The following is a 14,416-nucleotide window of genomic DNA, read 5'->3' as shown; positions in this document are numbered from 1 at the left end:
CCGGACTCTCCCGATGGAAGGACGAGGCCGGCGCGGGCTGGGGGTGGACTAATCGACGACCTTCGCCGTGGGACGGTCGTTGCCCTGGGCGGTCTCGTCGTGCCAGTCGCCCTTGCCGTCCTGGTAGCGGATGCCTTCCGTGGAGCCCGGCACCTGTTGCTCGGCGGCCGCGGCCTGGGCAGCCTGCAGGGCCTCGTCGTGGCTGGGGAAGGTCTCGGAGAAGACGTCGCCCACCTTGTAGGCGAAGCCGCCATCGTGTTCGACGATGCGATAGGTGATCTCGGACATGCGGGTTCCTCCTCACGGCGCCTGCGTTCTTGCGCCACGTGCTCGGCATGGCGAACGGAGCGGGCCTGTCCGAGGTTCCGTCGCAGGCTCAGTGCCGGGTGGGCGGAATGGGGTCCAGGACGGCCACGGCGGCCTCACAACCGGCGATCAGAGATTCTCGGACCTCTCTCTGGTCGAAGCCGATTCCGTCAGGGAACGCCATGATATGGGCGGCATCTCCGCCTTCCCGGAGAATCCTACAGATCCAGCCCTCGGCCACCCGCTCGAAGTGCACCTCGTAACGTGTGCCGTCATGCTCGAATTCGTGAGGGTCCATCTCTGCCTTCCTTCCGGGCCGGCGGATCACGGCCCGTCCGGTGGGCCTCGCCGGATGTGGGAAGCCGGGCTATGGCGTCAACGACCGAATGGAATGCGAAAGATCCGGCGATGCGCCTTCTCCTGCCTGCTGCGTCCCTCTGCGCGGTTCTCGCCTGTCCGGCGGCCTTTGCCCAATCGGGCGGAAGCCTGTTCGGCAGCCCCGAGCGCGTGCCGGCCAATCCGTTCGCGTCGAACTACCCCTCGGCTGCCCCACCGCGCGCCCAACCCGCCTACGAACGCTCACCAAGCGGGGAGGTCCGGCGGCGCGCCGTGAGACCTGAGCGGGCCGATTCGTTTCTCCCACCCCGCGACATCCCTCGATGACGCGCCCATGGGGCGTCAGCTCTGGCTCAGCTCACCTGCGATGGCGGTGACGATACGGGGATCGTTGGGTTCGACCGACGAGGGATAGGCGCCGACCAGGCTTCCGTTTCTGCCGACGAGGTATTTGTGGAAGTTCCAATTCGGCGTGGAGCCGGGCTTCTCGGCGGCGGCCCAGCGATAGAACGGATGGGCCTGCGGCCCGCGCACATGGGTCTTGGCAGCGACCGGGAAGGTGACGCCGTGATTCTTGCGGGCCGCCTCGGCGATGGCGACGCCGTCGAGGGGCTCCTGATTGCCGAAATCCGGCGACGGCACGGCGATCACCGTCAGGCCGCGCCCGCCGAAGCGCGTCCACAGAGCCTGAAGCCCGGAGAACTGCCCGGCAAAGCCGCAGGCGGTGGCGGTGTTGACGATAAGGATCGGCTTATCGGCGAAATCCTTGAGGGCGATCAGCCCGCCCTCCGGTTTCTCGAAGGTGAAGGCACCCGCATTGCCGTCGCTGGTCGCGGCGCGCGCGCCGGTGGCGATGACGGTGCCGAGAAGAAACAGGGCCTGTCGGCGAAGTAGGGTCATCGAGGGTCGCTCCCTTGCAGAGCCGAGGATGGGAATCGGCTCATCCCTGGCTCAGCTGAAACTAGTCCGCTCTTCCGGCCTGTCCACCATCGGGCGCGGCGTCGGTGGAACCTTTCGCAAGGGCTCAGCTTGAGCGAGGACCGAGTTCGACCCCCGAACCCAGAGCGGAAAGACACGCCCTATGCGCATCCTGTTGCTTGCAGCGACCCTCGCAACGCCCCTCGTCTTCGCGGGAGCGACGATCGCCGCTGCTCAGACGACGGAACCGCAGAATGCGGGCACGGCACCGGTGCCGGCGGCCCCCGCGACCCTCAGCAACGATCTGCGTCCGACCTTCGTCGCCCAGACGCCGACGGACCGGGTCACGTCCAAGCTCATCGGCCTGACGATCCAGAACGGCGCCAACGAGACGATCGGCGAGATCGCCGACATCGTTCTCGACGAGGGCAGCACCATCAAGGCCTGGGTGGTCGGCGTCGGCGGCTTCCTCGGCATCGGCACGAAATACGTGGCCGTCGACCCCAGCGCCCTGAAGCTCACCCGCGTCGACGACAAGACGCTGAAGGCGACGATCGACACCAACAAGGACCAGCTCCGCGCCGCACCGGAATATGTCTATCTCGGCCAGGCCAAGCCCAATTCCGGCGACACGAAGCCGGCGGACACGAAGGCGTCCGAGACCAAGCCGGCGGAGAGCAAGACGTCTCCCTGAGATCGATTTCGCCGCGCATCCCGGTTGCGGTCATCAAACGAGAGAGGCGGCCGAGACATCGTTGCCTCGGCCGCCTCTCTCGTTCAAATCCCAGGTTCGGCCAGCCCGCCTCAGTTGCGCGTGCAGAGAGCCTCGCGCACGGTGCTGGCGACAGCATCGTTTCTCACTTCGTTCGTGACGAACACATCGTCGGCCCCCTCGTCGATCACGTCGGGCAGAGGATCGCATGACGGCTCGTTGGCGAAGACGATCCGCAGGTCGGGCCGCAATGCGCGTGCCTCCAGGACCAGCTTGGTGGAACACAACTCGCCTTTGAGGCTGATATCGGTCACCAGCACGTCGACCGGCAGGCCGAGCGCCAGGACAGTCATCGCATCGACACCCGAATCGACGGTCGTCGCCGAGTAACCGGCGCGCCGGATCTGCGAGGCGACCTCGTCGCGCCAATGCTTCTGTCGTCCGGCGATCAGAACCTGAACGCCATAGGCTCCTCCGGTGGAAGCCGTCGATTCCATGATCGAAACTCCTGTTCCTGTCGGGACATGCCTGGATCGGCACGAGCCGCCACCGGCACTGCGATCACTGTGCGACGCAGCATCGTAGGATGCGATGGCCTCGCAAGACAAGGAGCCTGTGCCAGTAGGCGACCTGTATCAAGGGAATTCCTCTCAGGCTCGACTGTTCCCTGGATCGGCGGCGTGTCCTCCGCTCCGGCGGTTGACGGGGCGGCAGCGCACGGGGCAACACGGCGCCGCCGTGGGACGCCACCGTTCGCGGCGGACAGCCGGAGCCCGACCGACCGATGTCATCAGCCAAAGCCACCCCCGTCTCGCCCCTCGCCCCGACGAGCGTGCCCGAGCTTCCCCCCATCGGCGGTGTCGGCATCGCCACCGCGCAGGCCGGCATTCGCTATTCCGGGCGCACCGACGTGCTCTACCTCGCGATGCAGCCGGGAACGCAGGCGGCGGGAGTGTTCACCCGCTCCAAATGCCCCTCGGCCCCCGTGGATTGGTGTCGCGAGGCGCTGGCGCGCGAAGGCGCCCGCGCGCTGATCGTCAATTCCGGCAACGCCAACGCCTTCACCGGCTCTCGCGGCCGGGACGCCGTGACGCTGACCGCAAAGATCGGCGCCGAGGCGGCGGGATGCCGGCCCGACGAGATCTTCATCGCCTCCACCGGCGTCATCGGCGAGCCCCTCGACGCGACGAAATTCGAGGGCGTGCTGGCGGATTGCGCCTCGCGGACCGAGACCGGCCCCGAAGCCTGGGCGGCGGCGGCGCAGGCGATCATGACCACCGACACCTTCCCCAAGCTCGGCACGCGCACGGCGACGATCGACGGGACGACGGTGACGATCAACGGCATCGCCAAGGGCGCGGGCATGATCGCCCCCGACATGGCGACGATGCTGAGCTTCGTCTTCACCGACGCGGCCCTGCCGCAGGTGGTGCTCCAGACCCTTCTGAGCGCCGGCACGCAGACGAGTTTCAACTGCGTGACGGTGGATGGCGACACCTCCACCTCCGACACGCTGATGCTGTTCGCCACGGGAGCGGCCGGCAATGCGCCCGTGACCGATCCGGGCGACGCACGCCTGGCCGGCTTCCGCGCGGCGCTGGACGATCTGCTCATCGAGCTGGCGCAGCTCGTGGCCAAGGATGGCGAGGGCGCGCGCAAGTTCGTCACCGTCAACGTGAAGGGCGCGACGAGCAACGCCTCGGCGCATCGTATCGCCATGTCCATCGCCAATTCGCCCCTGGTGAAGACGGCCATCGCCGGCGAGGACGCCAATTGGGGACGCGTCGTGATGGCGGTGGGCAAGGCCGGAGAGCCCGCCGACCGCGATCGTCTCGCGATCTGGTTCGGCGACGTCCGCGTCGCCCGCGAGGGCGCCCGCGACCCGGATTACAGCGAGGCGGCGGCGAGCGCCGTCATGCGCGAATCGGACGTCTCGGTGACGGTGGACCTCGGTCTCGGCGACGGCACGGCTCGGGTTTGGACCTGCGACCTGACCAAGGGCTACATCGAGATCAACGGGGATTACCGCTCGTGAGGCGCCTCCTCCACCGGGCGGCGGCGGCGAGCCTCGCCCTCGCCCTCGCGATCCCCGCCTTGGCGGACGACGATAAGGCCAAGCACGAGAGCCGCATCTTGGTGACGGGCCGCGCCCGCGCCGAGACGCCGCCGGACTTCGCCTCGGTGGAGATCGGGATCGAAGCCAAGGGCGCGACGCCCGCCGCCGCCCTCGACGGAGCGAGCAGTGTCGCCCGCGCACTCATCGCGCTGTCGGCCGGGTTCGGCGTCGGCGAGAGCGATATCGGCACGACGGCGGTCACCCTCACCCAGGGAACGCGGGAGGTGCGTCAGCCCGACGGCAGCATTACCGAGAAGCCGGACGGCTACCGCGCCGCCAACAGCCTGCGGGTCCGCCTCGCCGACATGGGCAAGCTCGGCGAACTGATGCGCAAGGCCCTCGATGCCGGCGCCAACCGGATCGAGGGCGTGGCGTTCGGCCTGAAGGATCCCAATGCGGCGGAGGCGACCGTGCAGGTGGCGGCCATGAAGGATGCGATGGCGCAGGCCGGACGCCTCGCCGAGGCCGCCGGAGTGAAGCTCGGACCGCCCCTGTCGATCCAGACGACGCCCCAGGGCGGCGGGATGCCGATGGCGATGGCGGCGGCTCCGATGCGGTCCAAGCGCTCCGGCGTGCCGGTTCCGCTCGCGGCAGGCACGATCGAGACGAGCGCCGAGGTCTCGGCCAGCTTCGCGATCCTACCGTGACACAAGACTCCGCCGTGACGCCGCCTCCGTTCCGCATCCTCCTCGTGGTGGCGGTCGCCCTGGTGGATGCGGATGGCCGCGTTCTCCTGGCCCAGCGCCCGGAGGGCAAGCAGCTCGCCGGTCTCTGGGAGTTCCCCGGCGGCAAGGTCGAACCGGGCGAGCGGCCGGAGGAAACCCTGATCCGCGAATTGCGCGAGGAGATCGGGATCGAGGTGAAGGAGGACTGCCTCGCTCCCCTCACCTTCGCGAGCCACGCCTATCCTGATTTCCACCTGCTGATGCCGCTCTATGTCTGCCGACGCTGGGAGGGCATGGCCCGTTCCATGGAGGGGCAGGCGCTGAAATGGGTGCGCCCTCGCGACCTCAAGGACCAGCCGATGCCGCCCGCCGATGCACCGCTGATCCCGTTCCTGGTGGATCTCCTCGGACCTTGATGGTTGCCCCCCGCCGCCACAGGTTGTCCCTCGCAGGCGGGAGATGGGAAGCATGGCGCGCAAGGCAGCGGTAAAGACGTCCCCCAAGCCGAGCGCGGTGGCGGCGGAGAAGCCGAAACGCGTCTCGCGCAAGACCACGCCGTCGCCCGAGACCCTGGCGCCGCTGGGGCTCGACCGATTGATCGGCCTCGTCCTCGACGAGACCGCGCGTAACCCCGCCTTCAAGAAGCTCGTCACCGCCGCGATCGCCGGATTGCAGGGGCCCGATGCCGTCGCCGCCCTCGTCGACCGGCGGCTCACCGCCCTGGAGCGGGCCCATGGGTTTATCGACTGGCAGAAGCGGCGCAGCTTCGCGGCGGATCTCGACGCCACGGTCTCCACTATCGTCTCGGAACTGGCACCCCTCGACGTGGACGCCGCCCTCAATCGGTTGGTCCGTTTCATCGGCGGGGCACAGGGCGTGCTCGAGCGCGTCGATGATTCGAGCGGTCAGGTGGTGGGCGTCTACGAACGGGCGACGCATGCCGCCGCCGATCTGGCGCTTCAGCTCCCCTCGGCGGACGCCGCCCAACTGGCGGTGAAACTGGTGCCGCTCCTCGAGACGGACGGGTTCGGCATCCTCGATGCCCTGCTGCTCACGGTGGTGGATGGTCTGCCCGAAACCGCACTGGAACCGGTCGATGCGGCCCTCGCCGCGGCGACGCCGCCGGAACCGAAGGCATCGGGCAAACCGGCGGCCCGATCGGCCGCCTTCAGCACGCAGGGCTGGGACCGGAAGATGCAGCGCATGCGTCTTCTGCGGATGCGCCAGGCCCTGGCCGACCGGCGCGGCGACGTCGAGGCTTTCATCGCCCTGGAACAGGCGATCTCCCCCGACCATCCGGACATCGTGGCCGTGGCCGAGCGTCTGCTGTCGGCAAACCGCGCTGCCGAGGCGCTCGACTGGATCGGACGCCCACAGAAGCGCGGAATCGTCGTCGTCACCCGCGAGCAGATGCTCACCGGAAGCTTCGACCCGGATGCGCCTCAGCGTGAGCGGGCCTCCATCGAAATCCGCATCCTCGACGCTCTCGGCCGCAAGGACGACGCCCAGGCAAAGCGCTGGGCGTGTTTCGAAGCCCGTCTCGACCGCGAGATGCTGCGCGACTACGTCGCCAAGCTTCCCGACTTCGAGGACGAAGAGGCGCTGGAGCGCGCTTTCGACCATGCGGCCTCTCACGCCGACCCCTACCGCGCCCTGCATTTCCTCGTGCACTGGCCCAAGCTCGACCGTGCTGCGCGCCTCGTCATCGACAAGGCCGCGACATGGGACGGCAACCGCTATGAGATCCTCGCTCCCGCGGCGGAGGCTCTGGAAGAGGCGAGCCCGAAGGCGGCGAGCCTGCTCTACCGCTGCATGATCGACGACATGCTGAGCAAGGGCCGCTCCAGCGCCTACGGTTACGGCGCCCGCCACCTCCTGACCCTCGACGCCCTGGCGCAGCGGCTCGAACCGGGCGACCTCACGCCTGACCACGCCGCCTATCGGGACGCCCTGCGCAAGGTGCACGGACGGAAATCGGCCTTCTGGGAGAAGGTGAAGGACTGATTTTGCGTGTGACGGAGCTCAGCTTACCTCTATGGCGTCCACCCTGTCCGGATAGAAGGCGAGATGATCCCGGATCTCGGCGACGGCGGGATACGGTGTTTCGTAGCTCCAGACCGCGTCGGCCCGAACCGTATCGCCGACCGTCAGCGTGTAATAGCTGGCCTCGCCCTTGTAGGGGCAGTGGCTCCTGCGCGCCGAGGGGGTGAAATGCTCCCAGCGCACATCGGCGCGGGGCAGGTAATAGACCGGCCCGTAGCTCGCCTCGCGAAGGACGAGGGCGGCACCGGATTCCGCGATCACGGTGCCGGCGAGGATGACGCGGACGCGCCGAGGGCTCGTCTCGATGGTGATCGGATGATCCGGGCCGGGTTCTCTCATGGTCGTCTCCTCAAGGATCGTCCGTCGTACCGGGCGTGATCGTGCGGGGTATGATCTCGGGAACGCCGAGGGCGTCGGCGAGACGGGACTTGGCGCTGCCGGGCTTGAGCGGCTTCTGCTGGCTCTCGTGCGGCGCCCAGCCGGAGAGCCACAGGATCTCGAACGTCGCCCTCAGACGCCCGTCGGGATCGGCGAACCGCTCGGCATAGATCGCGGCCATCCGCATGAGGGTATCGCGGCGCAGGGGCGTGCGGCGGCGCTCGGTCAGCACGTTGGTGAGGCCCATGGCGCGCAGGTCGCGCATTAGGGCGAAGGGATCGGCATAGCGCACGGTGATCGTGTCGACATCCGTCACCGGCAGGGCGAAGCCGGCGCGCTGAAGCAGACTGCCCATCTCGCGCACCTCGGCGAAGGGCGCCACGCGCGGACTGATTCCGCCTTCGATCTCGACCTCGGCTTGGCCGAAGGCCTGGCGCAGTTCGGTGAGGGTGCGGCCACCCAGGAGACAGCCGACGAACAGCCCGTCGGGCTTCAACACCCGCCGCAGCTGGGCCAGCGCACCCGGCAGGTCGTTGACGTGCTGCAGGGCCAGCAGCGACAGGGCGAGATCGAAACGGGAAGCCGCCAGCGGCAGCACCTCCGGATCGCCGACCATGAGGGCGAGACCATCGCCGGTCTCGGCCAGAGGGGCCACGCGGGTGATGGCGCCGACACGGCCGGAGCGCAGAAGATGGCGGGCGGGAGCGGAACTCGGTGTCCCGAGGTCCAGGGCCTCCGGAAACGCCCGCAGGACCGCGGAGAGTCTGTCGTCGAGATCGTCGGCGAGGCGTGAAAGCAGGAAATCCGCATAGCCCGCCTGTATGGCGCGGGCGAGCCGCCGGCGAGCGAGACCCGTGTCGAAGAGGGGCGGTGGAATCGTCATCTCGACCTGATAGCTGGCGCGGAAACGTGATCTTGCCAGCGGGGAACGGGCGTGAACGGCGGAATGTTGGAGCATCATAACGGAAACCGGAGACCGGACCCATGATTCGACTCGTTGCGGCGATCGCCTTGTCCACCCTCGCTGCCTTCTCGCTGAGTGGGGCCGCCGAGGCCAAGGGCTGCATCAAGGGCGCCCTCGTGGGCGGCATCGCCGGCCATATGGCCGGACACGGCAAGATGGGAGCGGCGGCCGGATGCGCCATCGGTCACCACAGGGCCAACAAGAAGGACAAGCAGCAGAACCAGGGCCAGCAGCCCGCCGCGCAGTAAGGCGCCGCTTTCCGGACGTCGTTTCGCCAGGACAATCCTGCGCAAGGTTTTGCCTGCGCAAGGTCTTCCCTCTGCAAGCTCTTCGCGAAGCGGCGAACCGGGCCTAAGCAAGGGGCATGGTGTCCACCGCCCAATTTCTCCGGCGGGGTGTCCGTTCGATCTCGGCGGGCGCCCTCGGCCTGATCTATCCGCCGACCTGCGCCGGCTGCGGCGGCGCCACCGCGGATCCGCATGCTTTGTGCCCCCGTTGCTGGTCGAGCCTGCGCCTCATCGAGCAGCCCTATTGCCAGCGCCTCGGCACGCCGTTTCCCGTCGATCTGGGGATCGGCCCCCTGTTGTCCCCGCGCGCCATCGCCGATCCTCCCGTCTTCGGACGGGCGAGAGCCGTCGCGCTCTACGACGATGTGGCGCGTGATCTCGTCCACCGCCTGAAATACGAGGACCGGCTCGACCTCGCCGCCCCCATGGCGCGGATGATGGCATCGGCAGGTGCCGAACTGCTGCGGGAGGCCGATTGCCTCATTCCCGTGCCGTTGCACTGGACACGCCTGTGGCGCCGTCGTTTCAACCAAGCCGCCCTCCTCGGCCGTGGCATCGGCCGCATCGCTTCCCTGCCCTGCGAGACCTCGCTGCTCACACGGGTGAAGGCGACGCGCTCGCAGGTCGGGCTCAGCCGCGCGGCGCGGGCGACGAATCTCCAGGGCGCGTTCCGGGTCCCCGCCTCGGCGAAGCCCAGGCTCCAGGGACGAAGAATCCTGCTCATCGACGATGTCACGACCACCGGCTCCACCGCCAATGCCGCCTCGCGGGTGCTCTTACGGGGAGGAGCGGCTTCGGTGGACGTCCTCACCTTCGCCCTGGTCGCCGCCGAGGCAGGCTGAGCCAACAAACCGACCTCCGCCCTTGACAGCCGGGCTCCGTCACGGCCTCCCAACGTCCATGACAGGATCGACGTCACGAGACATCGCGGTGATCGGCGGCGGCCCGGCGGGGCTCGCTGCCGCCGAAATGCTGGCGGCAGCCGGTCATCGCGTCACGCTCTACGAGCGGATGCCCTCGGTGGGGCGCAAGTTCCTCATCGCCGGGCGCGGCGGCCTCAACCTCACGCATAGCGAGCCGCTGGAGGCGTTCCACCGCCGCTACCACCCGGTGCATCCGTCCTTCGCAAAGGCGGTCGACGCGTTTCCTCCGCAAGCCTTGCGGGACTGGTGCGAGGGGCTCGGCCAGCCGACCTTCATCGGGTCCAGCGGGCGGGTCTTTCCGAAGAGCTTCAAGGCCTCCCCGCTCCTGCGGGCCTGGCTGGGGCGGCTCGACACTATCGGCGTCCGCATCCTCACCCGTCATCGCTTCCTCGGTTGGGACGCGGATGGAAGCCTGGCTTTCGAGACCCAGGACGGGGGCGTCACGGTGGCCCCCCAGGCGACCCTGATGGCCCTTGGCGGCGCGAGTTGGCCACGGCTCGGCTCGGACGGGGCATGGGTCCCGCTTCTCACCGGGGCCGGGATAAAGGTTTCGCCCCTCAAACCCGCCAATGTCGGCTTCAGCGTGCCGTGGTCGGACGTGTTCCGCGAACGCTTCGCCGGGACCCCCCTGAAGCGCGTCGTGCTCAGGCTCGGCGACGAGACCGTGCGCGGCGAAGCCATGGTCACCGCAGACGGGATCGAGGGCGGGGCGGTCTATGCCCTGTCGCGCCTCATCCGCGAGGAGATCGAGGTCAAGGGTGAGGCCCGTCTCGTCCTCGATCTACGGCCGGACCTCACCGAGGATGCGCTGATGCGACGCCTCGCGACGTACAAGCCGGGGGCGTCCCTCGCCACGCGTCTGCGCAAGGATGCGGGGCTCGACCCTGTCGCGGCGGGAATGCTGCGCGAGGCAGCCGGCCGCGCCCTTCCACCCTCGGCGGGCGAACTCGCTGCCCTGATCAAGGCGGCTCCCTTGCGCCTGCTCGCTCCCCGTCCGATCGAGCGGGCGATCTCCACGGCGGGGGGCGTCGCCTTCGAGGCCGTCGACACCCGTTTCATGCTGAAAGCGCGGCCGGGGGTCTTCGTCGCCGGCGAGATGCTGGATTGGGAAGCCCCCACCGGCGGCTACCTGTTGCAGGGTGCCTTTTCCAGCGGTCGCGCGGCGGCCGCCGGGATGATGGACTGGCTCGATGAGGCCGGCCCGGACCTATAGACGCGCGCAGAAGCCGACCATGCCCTTGGCGTCGGACGGACAGGACGCGCTGGCGCCGCCATTGGCGAAGGACGGACTGCCTGAAGACAGGCAATAGGCCGAGACGAAGGCCTCGCCGCTGTCACAGCTCAACTCGCAGCCACCGGACGAGCAATTCTCGTTGCGGACGGGACGCAGGGTGGAGTTGGCGGCGCTGGCGGTGAGGCCCGCCGCTCCCGGTTCGCCCTGAGGACCGGCAGGCCCCCTGGGACCCGTATCACCCTTGGGACCAACGTCGCCTTTGGGGCCGACCGGCCCCTGCGGGCCTGTCTCCCCCTTGAGTCCCACGTCGCCCTTCGGTCCCGCCTCCCCTTTCGGCCCGGCCTCGCCTGCGAGCCCCGCCACACCCGGCGCACCGGCAAGCCCTGCCATGCCCTGGGGACCGGACTCTCCCTGAGGGCCGGCATCGCCCTTGGGGCCGGGTTCACCGGCCGGCGCGCAATTGGCCACCACGGCCTCCCTCTCGTCCTCGCCGGCCTTCAGCGCCGCGACGCAGGTGGCGGGCCGATAGGGCAGACGGAACAGGAATCGGCCGCGCGAATCGGCCATCACCGAGATGTCCTCGTCGAGGATCACGACGGTGCCGGCCTTGCGCACGCTGCCGGAGATCCGCAGATCCCCCGCCTCGATCCGCGCATCGTAGACTTGGATCGGCTGCGACGGCGCCACGACCCGCTTGGGCCTGGCCGCCCTGGGCCTTGGGGCCGCGGCGGCATCCGTCGCAGGGGCGGCGCTCATCCCACCGCCGGGCTGGCCGGGACTGCCCTGGCCGGGCGCCTGAGCCGCTGCCGGACCGGCCGCGAGCCCGGCGAGGATCATCAATCCCATCAATGATTTGGCCATGAAGCCCGTCGGGGCCGGGCACTTGGCGGCATGGTCGAGGCGCATGGGTTCTTTCCAGGCTGATGCGCCGGGGGTCCGGCACGGCGGAGGGACAATGCCGGGTCCGGTCATGCGGTCAAGCCCGGCCCGGATCGTCCCGCCGTCTCGCGGCCGTTCCTCCATCCACACTCATCCACAGCCGTCCACAGGGGAAGCGGCTGTAGCCGCTCAGGAATTTTGCATCCCCCCGAAACCGGTTGAGATTGTTCTTGTTTTGTTCTTATTGTCCGCCGATGGGACGGACAGGATGGATTTGGCTCGACGAAGATGCGCGATGACGGCGAAACGGAGACGAACGGGCTTCAACGGCGCCGGCGGATCGCTCTGGACGCCCTGCGCGGCCACGGGGCAGGACAGGCCGACGTCCTGTCCGTCGAGGCCCTGCCTCTGGGAATCGCCCATATCGATTCCGGCCTTCCCGGCGGAGGGCTCTCCCTTGGCCGACCGCACGAGATCGCCCCGGAATCCGAGGGCGACGAGGCGGCGGCGTTGGGCTTCACCCTCGCCCTCATGGCCCGACACCTCGCGCGGGTGGAGGGGGAGGCTCTCCTCGTCATCGGCAAGGGGCACCCGACACCCTACGGCCATGGGCTCGCCGGGCTCGGCCTCGATCCGTGCCGCCTGCTGATCCTGGAGGTCGAGAGCGACGCGGATGCCTACCGCGCCGTGGAGGAGGCCCTGCGCTCGCAGGGGCTGAGGGCGGTGGCGGGGCTGGTGGATGCCGGCCTTCCGCTGAAGCAGAGCCGGCGGCTGCATCTGGCGGGCGAGGCGGCCTCCCGCCTCCTCCTCGTCCTGCGGCCACCGCAGGCGGAGAACCCGAACATGGCCGCGACCCGCTGGCGGATCGGCTCGGGGGCGGCCCTGCGGGACCGGTTCGGCTGCATCGAGCGGCCATGCTGGCGGGCGCGGCTCGACCGCTGCCGCAACGGACGGACGGGGAATTGGCTTCTGGAGTGGGATCATGCCGCGCATCGTTTCGGTCTGGCTGGAGCAGTGGCCGCTGACGCGCCTCAGGCGCGCTCGGGCCGCGCAGGATGACGCGGTCTCCCCCGCCGTCGTGGCCGCCATCGGGCCGGGAGGCCTGCGCATCACGGCCGTCGACGCCGCCGCCCGGGCTCTCGGCCTGCGTCCGGGCGAGCCCCTCGCACGGGCTCGCGCCCGGATCGGGCCGGGCATCGCCGTCCATCCCGCAAACCCGGAGGCCGATGCCGCCGCCCTCGCGCGTCTCTGCCTCTGGGCCAAGCGGTATACACCCATGGTGGCGCCGTTCGGGCCGGGGGAAGGCGGAGACGGCTTCTTTCTCGACGTGGAGGGGGCGAGCCACTTGTTCGGCGGGGAAGACGCCCTGATGGGCGACCTCGCCGCCCGCCTGTCGGCCAATGCGATCCCCGCCCGGCTGGCCCTGGCCGACACGCCGGCCTGCGCCTTCGCGCTCGCCCGCCACGGTGCTTCGACGCGTCCCGTCGTCGTGCCCCGGGGGGGCAATGCACCGGCCCTGCGCGACCTCTGCGTGAGTGCCCTGCGGATCGAGCCGGCCATCGCCGAATCCCTCCGCCGCCTCGGCCTGCGCCGGATTGGGGCGCTGGCCGAGGCGGCCCGCCCTCCCCTGGCCCGACGCTTCGGCGAGACCCTGCTCCTGCGCCTCGACCAGGCGCTGGGGAGAAGGCCCGAGCCGCTGGTCTCCCTGGGGGAGCCGGCCGCCTTCGGCGCGAGTCGGGGTTTTCTCGATCCGATCGGACATCAGGCGATCATCGTCGCCACCGCCATACGGCTGATGCAGGAGATCGCCCCCCGCCTCGCCGCCTCGGGCCTGGGCGCGCGATCCCTGCGGCTGAGCCTCTACCGGGTCGACGGCATCGAGCGCAGCCTCGATCTCGGCCTGTCGGAACCGACTCTCTGCCCGACCCAGGTCGGGCGGTTGCTCGATCTGCGCCTCGACCGGCTCGGGCCGTCCCTCGATGCCGGCTTCGGCTTCGAGACCGTGCGGCTCGACGTGACCGGCATCGGCCGGTTGGAGGCACGCCAGGGCGCCCTGGCCGAGACGGGCCTCGACCGGGAGGCCGAGACCGGCGGGACCGCCCGCCTCGCCGACGCCCTGCGCCAGCGCATCGGAGCCAGGGTCATCCGCGTGAGTCCACGGGCGAGCCACATCCCCGAACGCGCCGATGCCCTGGAGCCGTGGCGGGTGAGGAGTATCGAGATGCGGTGGCCCGAGCGGGTCGGCACCCGGCCACAGGGCGGGATGCCGCCCCGTCCCCTCGTCCTCCTGTCTCGCAGCGAGGCGGCCGACGAGGTGTTTTCGCTCGCCCCCGACGGACCACCCCAGCGCTTCCGCTGGCGGCGGCGCCTGCACCGGATCGCCCATGCCGAGGGTCCCGAGCGCATCGCCGACGCTTGGTGGCACGCCCCTGCCCCCGCCCGGGATTACTACGTGGTCGAGGACGAATCCGGCCGGCGCCTCTGGCTCTACCGGGAAGGCTTCCACACGGCTGAAACGGCGGCGCGCTGGTTCGTGCAGGGATTGTTCGCGTGAGGGCCGAGATGAGCGCCCTCCCCTCTCCCCGCCGGGCGGGGAGAGGATCGCGGGCACCTTGCCGTGCCTGCGATGAGCGGAGGCGAAGCCGGAGCGAGGGT

General features: G+C 69.7%; 17 protein-coding genes. 10 read left to right on the top strand and 7 right to left on the bottom strand.

Features of this window, described 5'->3' with window-relative positions:
• Window positions 1–48: 48 nt before the first annotated feature.
• The 3 genes from ASF34_RS06640 to ASF34_RS06630 all read right to left on the bottom strand — a co-directional run bounded on the left by ASF34_RS06640 (window position 49) and on the right by ASF34_RS06630 (window position 1,542).
• Entirely contained in the window at window positions 49–288 is a 240-nt protein-coding gene (locus tag ASF34_RS06640; protein ID WP_018042095.1) for a hypothetical protein, read from the bottom strand.
• An 88-nt stretch (window positions 289–376) separates the two neighbouring features.
• A complete protein-coding gene (locus tag ASF34_RS06635; protein WP_018042094.1) occupies window positions 377–604 on the bottom strand; it encodes a hypothetical protein in 228 nt (75 codons plus the stop codon).
• 380 nt (window positions 605–984) lie between these two features.
• A complete protein-coding gene (locus ASF34_RS06630; RefSeq protein ID WP_018042093.1) occupies window positions 985–1,542 on the bottom strand; it encodes a glutathione peroxidase in 558 nt (185 codons plus the stop codon).
• A 181-nt stretch (window positions 1,543–1,723) separates the two neighbouring features.
• Here ASF34_RS06630 and ASF34_RS06625 point away from each other — a divergent pair, with 181 nt between their 5' ends.
• Window positions 1,724–2,254, top strand: coding sequence for a PRC-barrel domain-containing protein (locus tag ASF34_RS06625; protein ID WP_018042092.1), 531 nt, complete (start codon window positions 1,724–1,726; stop codon window positions 2,252–2,254).
• 110 nt (window positions 2,255–2,364) lie between these two features.
• On the opposite strand, the gene ASF34_RS06620 is transcribed toward ASF34_RS06625, so the two are convergent.
• A complete protein-coding gene (locus tag ASF34_RS06620) occupies window positions 2,365–2,769 on the bottom strand; it encodes a hypothetical protein (RefSeq protein WP_018042091.1) in 405 nt (134 codons plus the stop codon).
• Between the two features lie 287 nt (window positions 2,770–3,056).
• On the opposite strand from ASF34_RS06620, the gene argJ reads away from it, so the two are divergent.
• The 4 genes from argJ to ASF34_RS06600 are packed head-to-tail and all read left to right on the top strand — an operon-like array spanning window position 3,057 to window position 7,057.
• Window positions 3,057–4,307: a bifunctional glutamate N-acetyltransferase/amino-acid acetyltransferase ArgJ gene (gene argJ, locus ASF34_RS06615; RefSeq protein WP_056159932.1), complete on the top strand. Its 1,251-nt coding sequence runs from the start codon at window positions 3,057–3,059 to the stop codon at window positions 4,305–4,307.
• Window positions 4,304–5,035: an SIMPL domain-containing protein gene (locus ASF34_RS06610; protein ID WP_056159929.1), complete on the top strand. Its 732-nt coding sequence runs from the start codon at window positions 4,304–4,306 to the stop codon at window positions 5,033–5,035. The genes argJ and ASF34_RS06610 overlap by 4 nt, the downstream gene beginning before the upstream one ends.
• Window positions 5,032–5,469 carry an 8-oxo-dGTP diphosphatase MutT gene (mutT, locus tag ASF34_RS06605; RefSeq protein ID WP_244478919.1) on the top strand — a complete coding sequence of 146 codons (438 nt, stop codon included), beginning with the start codon at window positions 5,032–5,034 and terminating at the stop codon, window positions 5,467–5,469. The genes ASF34_RS06610 and mutT overlap by 4 nt, the downstream gene beginning before the upstream one ends.
• 52 nt (window positions 5,470–5,521) lie before the next feature.
• Window positions 5,522–7,057 carry a DUF6880 family protein gene (locus ASF34_RS06600; protein WP_056159923.1) on the top strand — a complete coding sequence of 512 codons (1,536 nt, stop codon included), beginning with the start codon at window positions 5,522–5,524 and terminating at the stop codon, window positions 7,055–7,057.
• A gap of 18 nt (window positions 7,058–7,075) precedes the next feature.
• Here ASF34_RS06600 and ASF34_RS06595 read toward each other — a convergent pair whose 3' ends face one another.
• Both ASF34_RS06595 and ASF34_RS06590 read right to left on the bottom strand, forming a co-directional pair.
• Window positions 7,076–7,435, bottom strand: a complete 360-nt coding sequence (locus ASF34_RS06595) for a DUF427 domain-containing protein (protein WP_056159919.1) — start codon at window positions 7,433–7,435, stop codon at window positions 7,076–7,078.
• Window positions 7,436–7,445: 10 nt separating this feature from the next.
• Window positions 7,446–8,357, bottom strand: a complete 912-nt coding sequence (locus ASF34_RS06590; protein WP_056159971.1) for a methyltransferase domain-containing protein — start codon at window positions 8,355–8,357, stop codon at window positions 7,446–7,448.
• 101 nt (window positions 8,358–8,458) lie between these two features.
• On the opposite strand from ASF34_RS06590, the gene ASF34_RS06585 reads away from it, so the two are divergent.
• The 3 genes from ASF34_RS06585 (at window position 8,459) to ASF34_RS06575 (ending at window position 10,861) form a co-directional block, all read left to right on the top strand.
• A complete protein-coding gene (locus ASF34_RS06585; protein WP_056159916.1) occupies window positions 8,459–8,686 on the top strand; it encodes a hypothetical protein in 228 nt (75 codons plus the stop codon).
• A gap of 116 nt (window positions 8,687–8,802) precedes the next feature.
• Window positions 8,803–9,567, top strand: coding sequence for a ComF family protein (locus tag ASF34_RS06580; RefSeq protein ID WP_056159914.1), 765 nt, complete (start codon window positions 8,803–8,805; stop codon window positions 9,565–9,567).
• Window positions 9,568–9,625: 58 nt separating this feature from the next.
• Window positions 9,626–10,861, top strand: coding sequence for a TIGR03862 family flavoprotein (locus ASF34_RS06575; protein ID WP_056159911.1), 1,236 nt, complete (start codon window positions 9,626–9,628; stop codon window positions 10,859–10,861).
• Here ASF34_RS06575 and ASF34_RS06570 read toward each other — a convergent pair.
• The gene (locus ASF34_RS06570; protein WP_056159908.1) at window positions 10,856–11,788 is read right to left on the bottom strand and encodes a collagen-like protein; all 933 of its coding nucleotides are present in this window, start codon (window positions 11,786–11,788) and stop codon (window positions 10,856–10,858) included. The genes ASF34_RS06575 and ASF34_RS06570 overlap by 6 nt on opposite strands.
• A 261-nt stretch (window positions 11,789–12,049) precedes the next feature.
• On the opposite strand from ASF34_RS06570, the gene ASF34_RS06565 reads away from it, so the two are divergent.
• Window positions 12,050–12,820 (top strand): ImuA family protein, encoded by a 771-nt coding sequence (locus ASF34_RS06565; RefSeq protein WP_056159905.1) that lies wholly within the window; start codon window positions 12,050–12,052, stop codon window positions 12,818–12,820.
• Window positions 12,744–14,315 carry a Y-family DNA polymerase gene (locus ASF34_RS06560; RefSeq protein WP_056159903.1) on the top strand — a complete coding sequence of 524 codons (1,572 nt, stop codon included), beginning with the start codon at window positions 12,744–12,746 and terminating at the stop codon, window positions 14,313–14,315. Before ASF34_RS06565 ends, ASF34_RS06560 begins: the two co-directional genes overlap by 77 nt.
• Window positions 14,316–14,416 lie beyond the last annotated feature (101 nt).

Origin of the sequence: Methylobacterium sp. Leaf106, from assembly GCF_001422895.1 — a bacterium.
GTDB classification, from domain to species: domain Bacteria; phylum Pseudomonadota; class Alphaproteobacteria; order Rhizobiales; family Beijerinckiaceae; genus Methylobacterium; species Methylobacterium bullatum.
The sequence above is the reverse complement of the archived record's forward strand: the minus strand, read 5'-3'. Positions and strand labels throughout refer to the sequence as shown.

Bases quoted from the DNA above. Each gene is read 5' to 3' on its own strand.
- ASF34_RS06585 (WP_056159916.1), top strand. From the start codon at position 8,459: ATGATTCGACTCGTTGCGGCGATCGCCTTGTCCACCCTCGCTGCCTTC.
- ASF34_RS06630 (WP_018042093.1), bottom strand. From the start codon at position 1,542: ATGACCCTACTTCGCCGACAGGCCCTGTTTCTTCTCGGCACCGTCATC.
- argJ (WP_056159932.1), top strand. From the start codon at position 3,057: ATGTCATCAGCCAAAGCCACCCCCGTCTCGCCCCTCGCCCCGACGAGC.
- ASF34_RS06595 (WP_056159919.1), bottom strand. From the start codon at position 7,435: ATGAGAGAACCCGGCCCGGATCATCCGATCACCATCGAGACGAGCCCT.
- ASF34_RS06580 (WP_056159914.1), top strand. From the start codon at position 8,803: ATGGTGTCCACCGCCCAATTTCTCCGGCGGGGTGTCCGTTCGATCTCG.
- ASF34_RS06600 (WP_056159923.1), top strand. From the start codon at position 5,522: ATGGCGCGCAAGGCAGCGGTAAAGACGTCCCCCAAGCCGAGCGCGGTG.
- ASF34_RS06640 (WP_018042095.1), bottom strand. From the start codon at position 288: ATGTCCGAGATCACCTATCGCATCGTCGAACACGATGGCGGCTTCGCC.
- ASF34_RS06570 (WP_056159908.1), bottom strand. From the start codon at position 11,788: ATGCGCCTCGACCATGCCGCCAAGTGCCCGGCCCCGACGGGCTTCATG.
- ASF34_RS06620 (WP_018042091.1), bottom strand. From the start codon at position 2,769: ATGGAATCGACGGCTTCCACCGGAGGAGCCTATGGCGTTCAGGTTCTG.
- ASF34_RS06575 (WP_056159911.1), top strand. From the start codon at position 9,626: ATGACAGGATCGACGTCACGAGACATCGCGGTGATCGGCGGCGGCCCG.
- ASF34_RS06590 (WP_056159971.1), bottom strand. From the start codon at position 8,357: ATGACGATTCCACCGCCCCTCTTCGACACGGGTCTCGCTCGCCGGCGG.
- ASF34_RS06625 (WP_018042092.1), top strand. From the start codon at position 1,724: ATGCGCATCCTGTTGCTTGCAGCGACCCTCGCAACGCCCCTCGTCTTC.
- ASF34_RS06565 (WP_056159905.1), top strand. From the start codon at position 12,050: ATGCGCGATGACGGCGAAACGGAGACGAACGGGCTTCAACGGCGCCGG.
- ASF34_RS06635 (WP_018042094.1), bottom strand. From the start codon at position 604: ATGGACCCTCACGAATTCGAGCATGACGGCACACGTTACGAGGTGCAC.
- ASF34_RS06560 (WP_056159903.1), top strand. From the start codon at position 12,744: ATGCCGCGCATCGTTTCGGTCTGGCTGGAGCAGTGGCCGCTGACGCGC.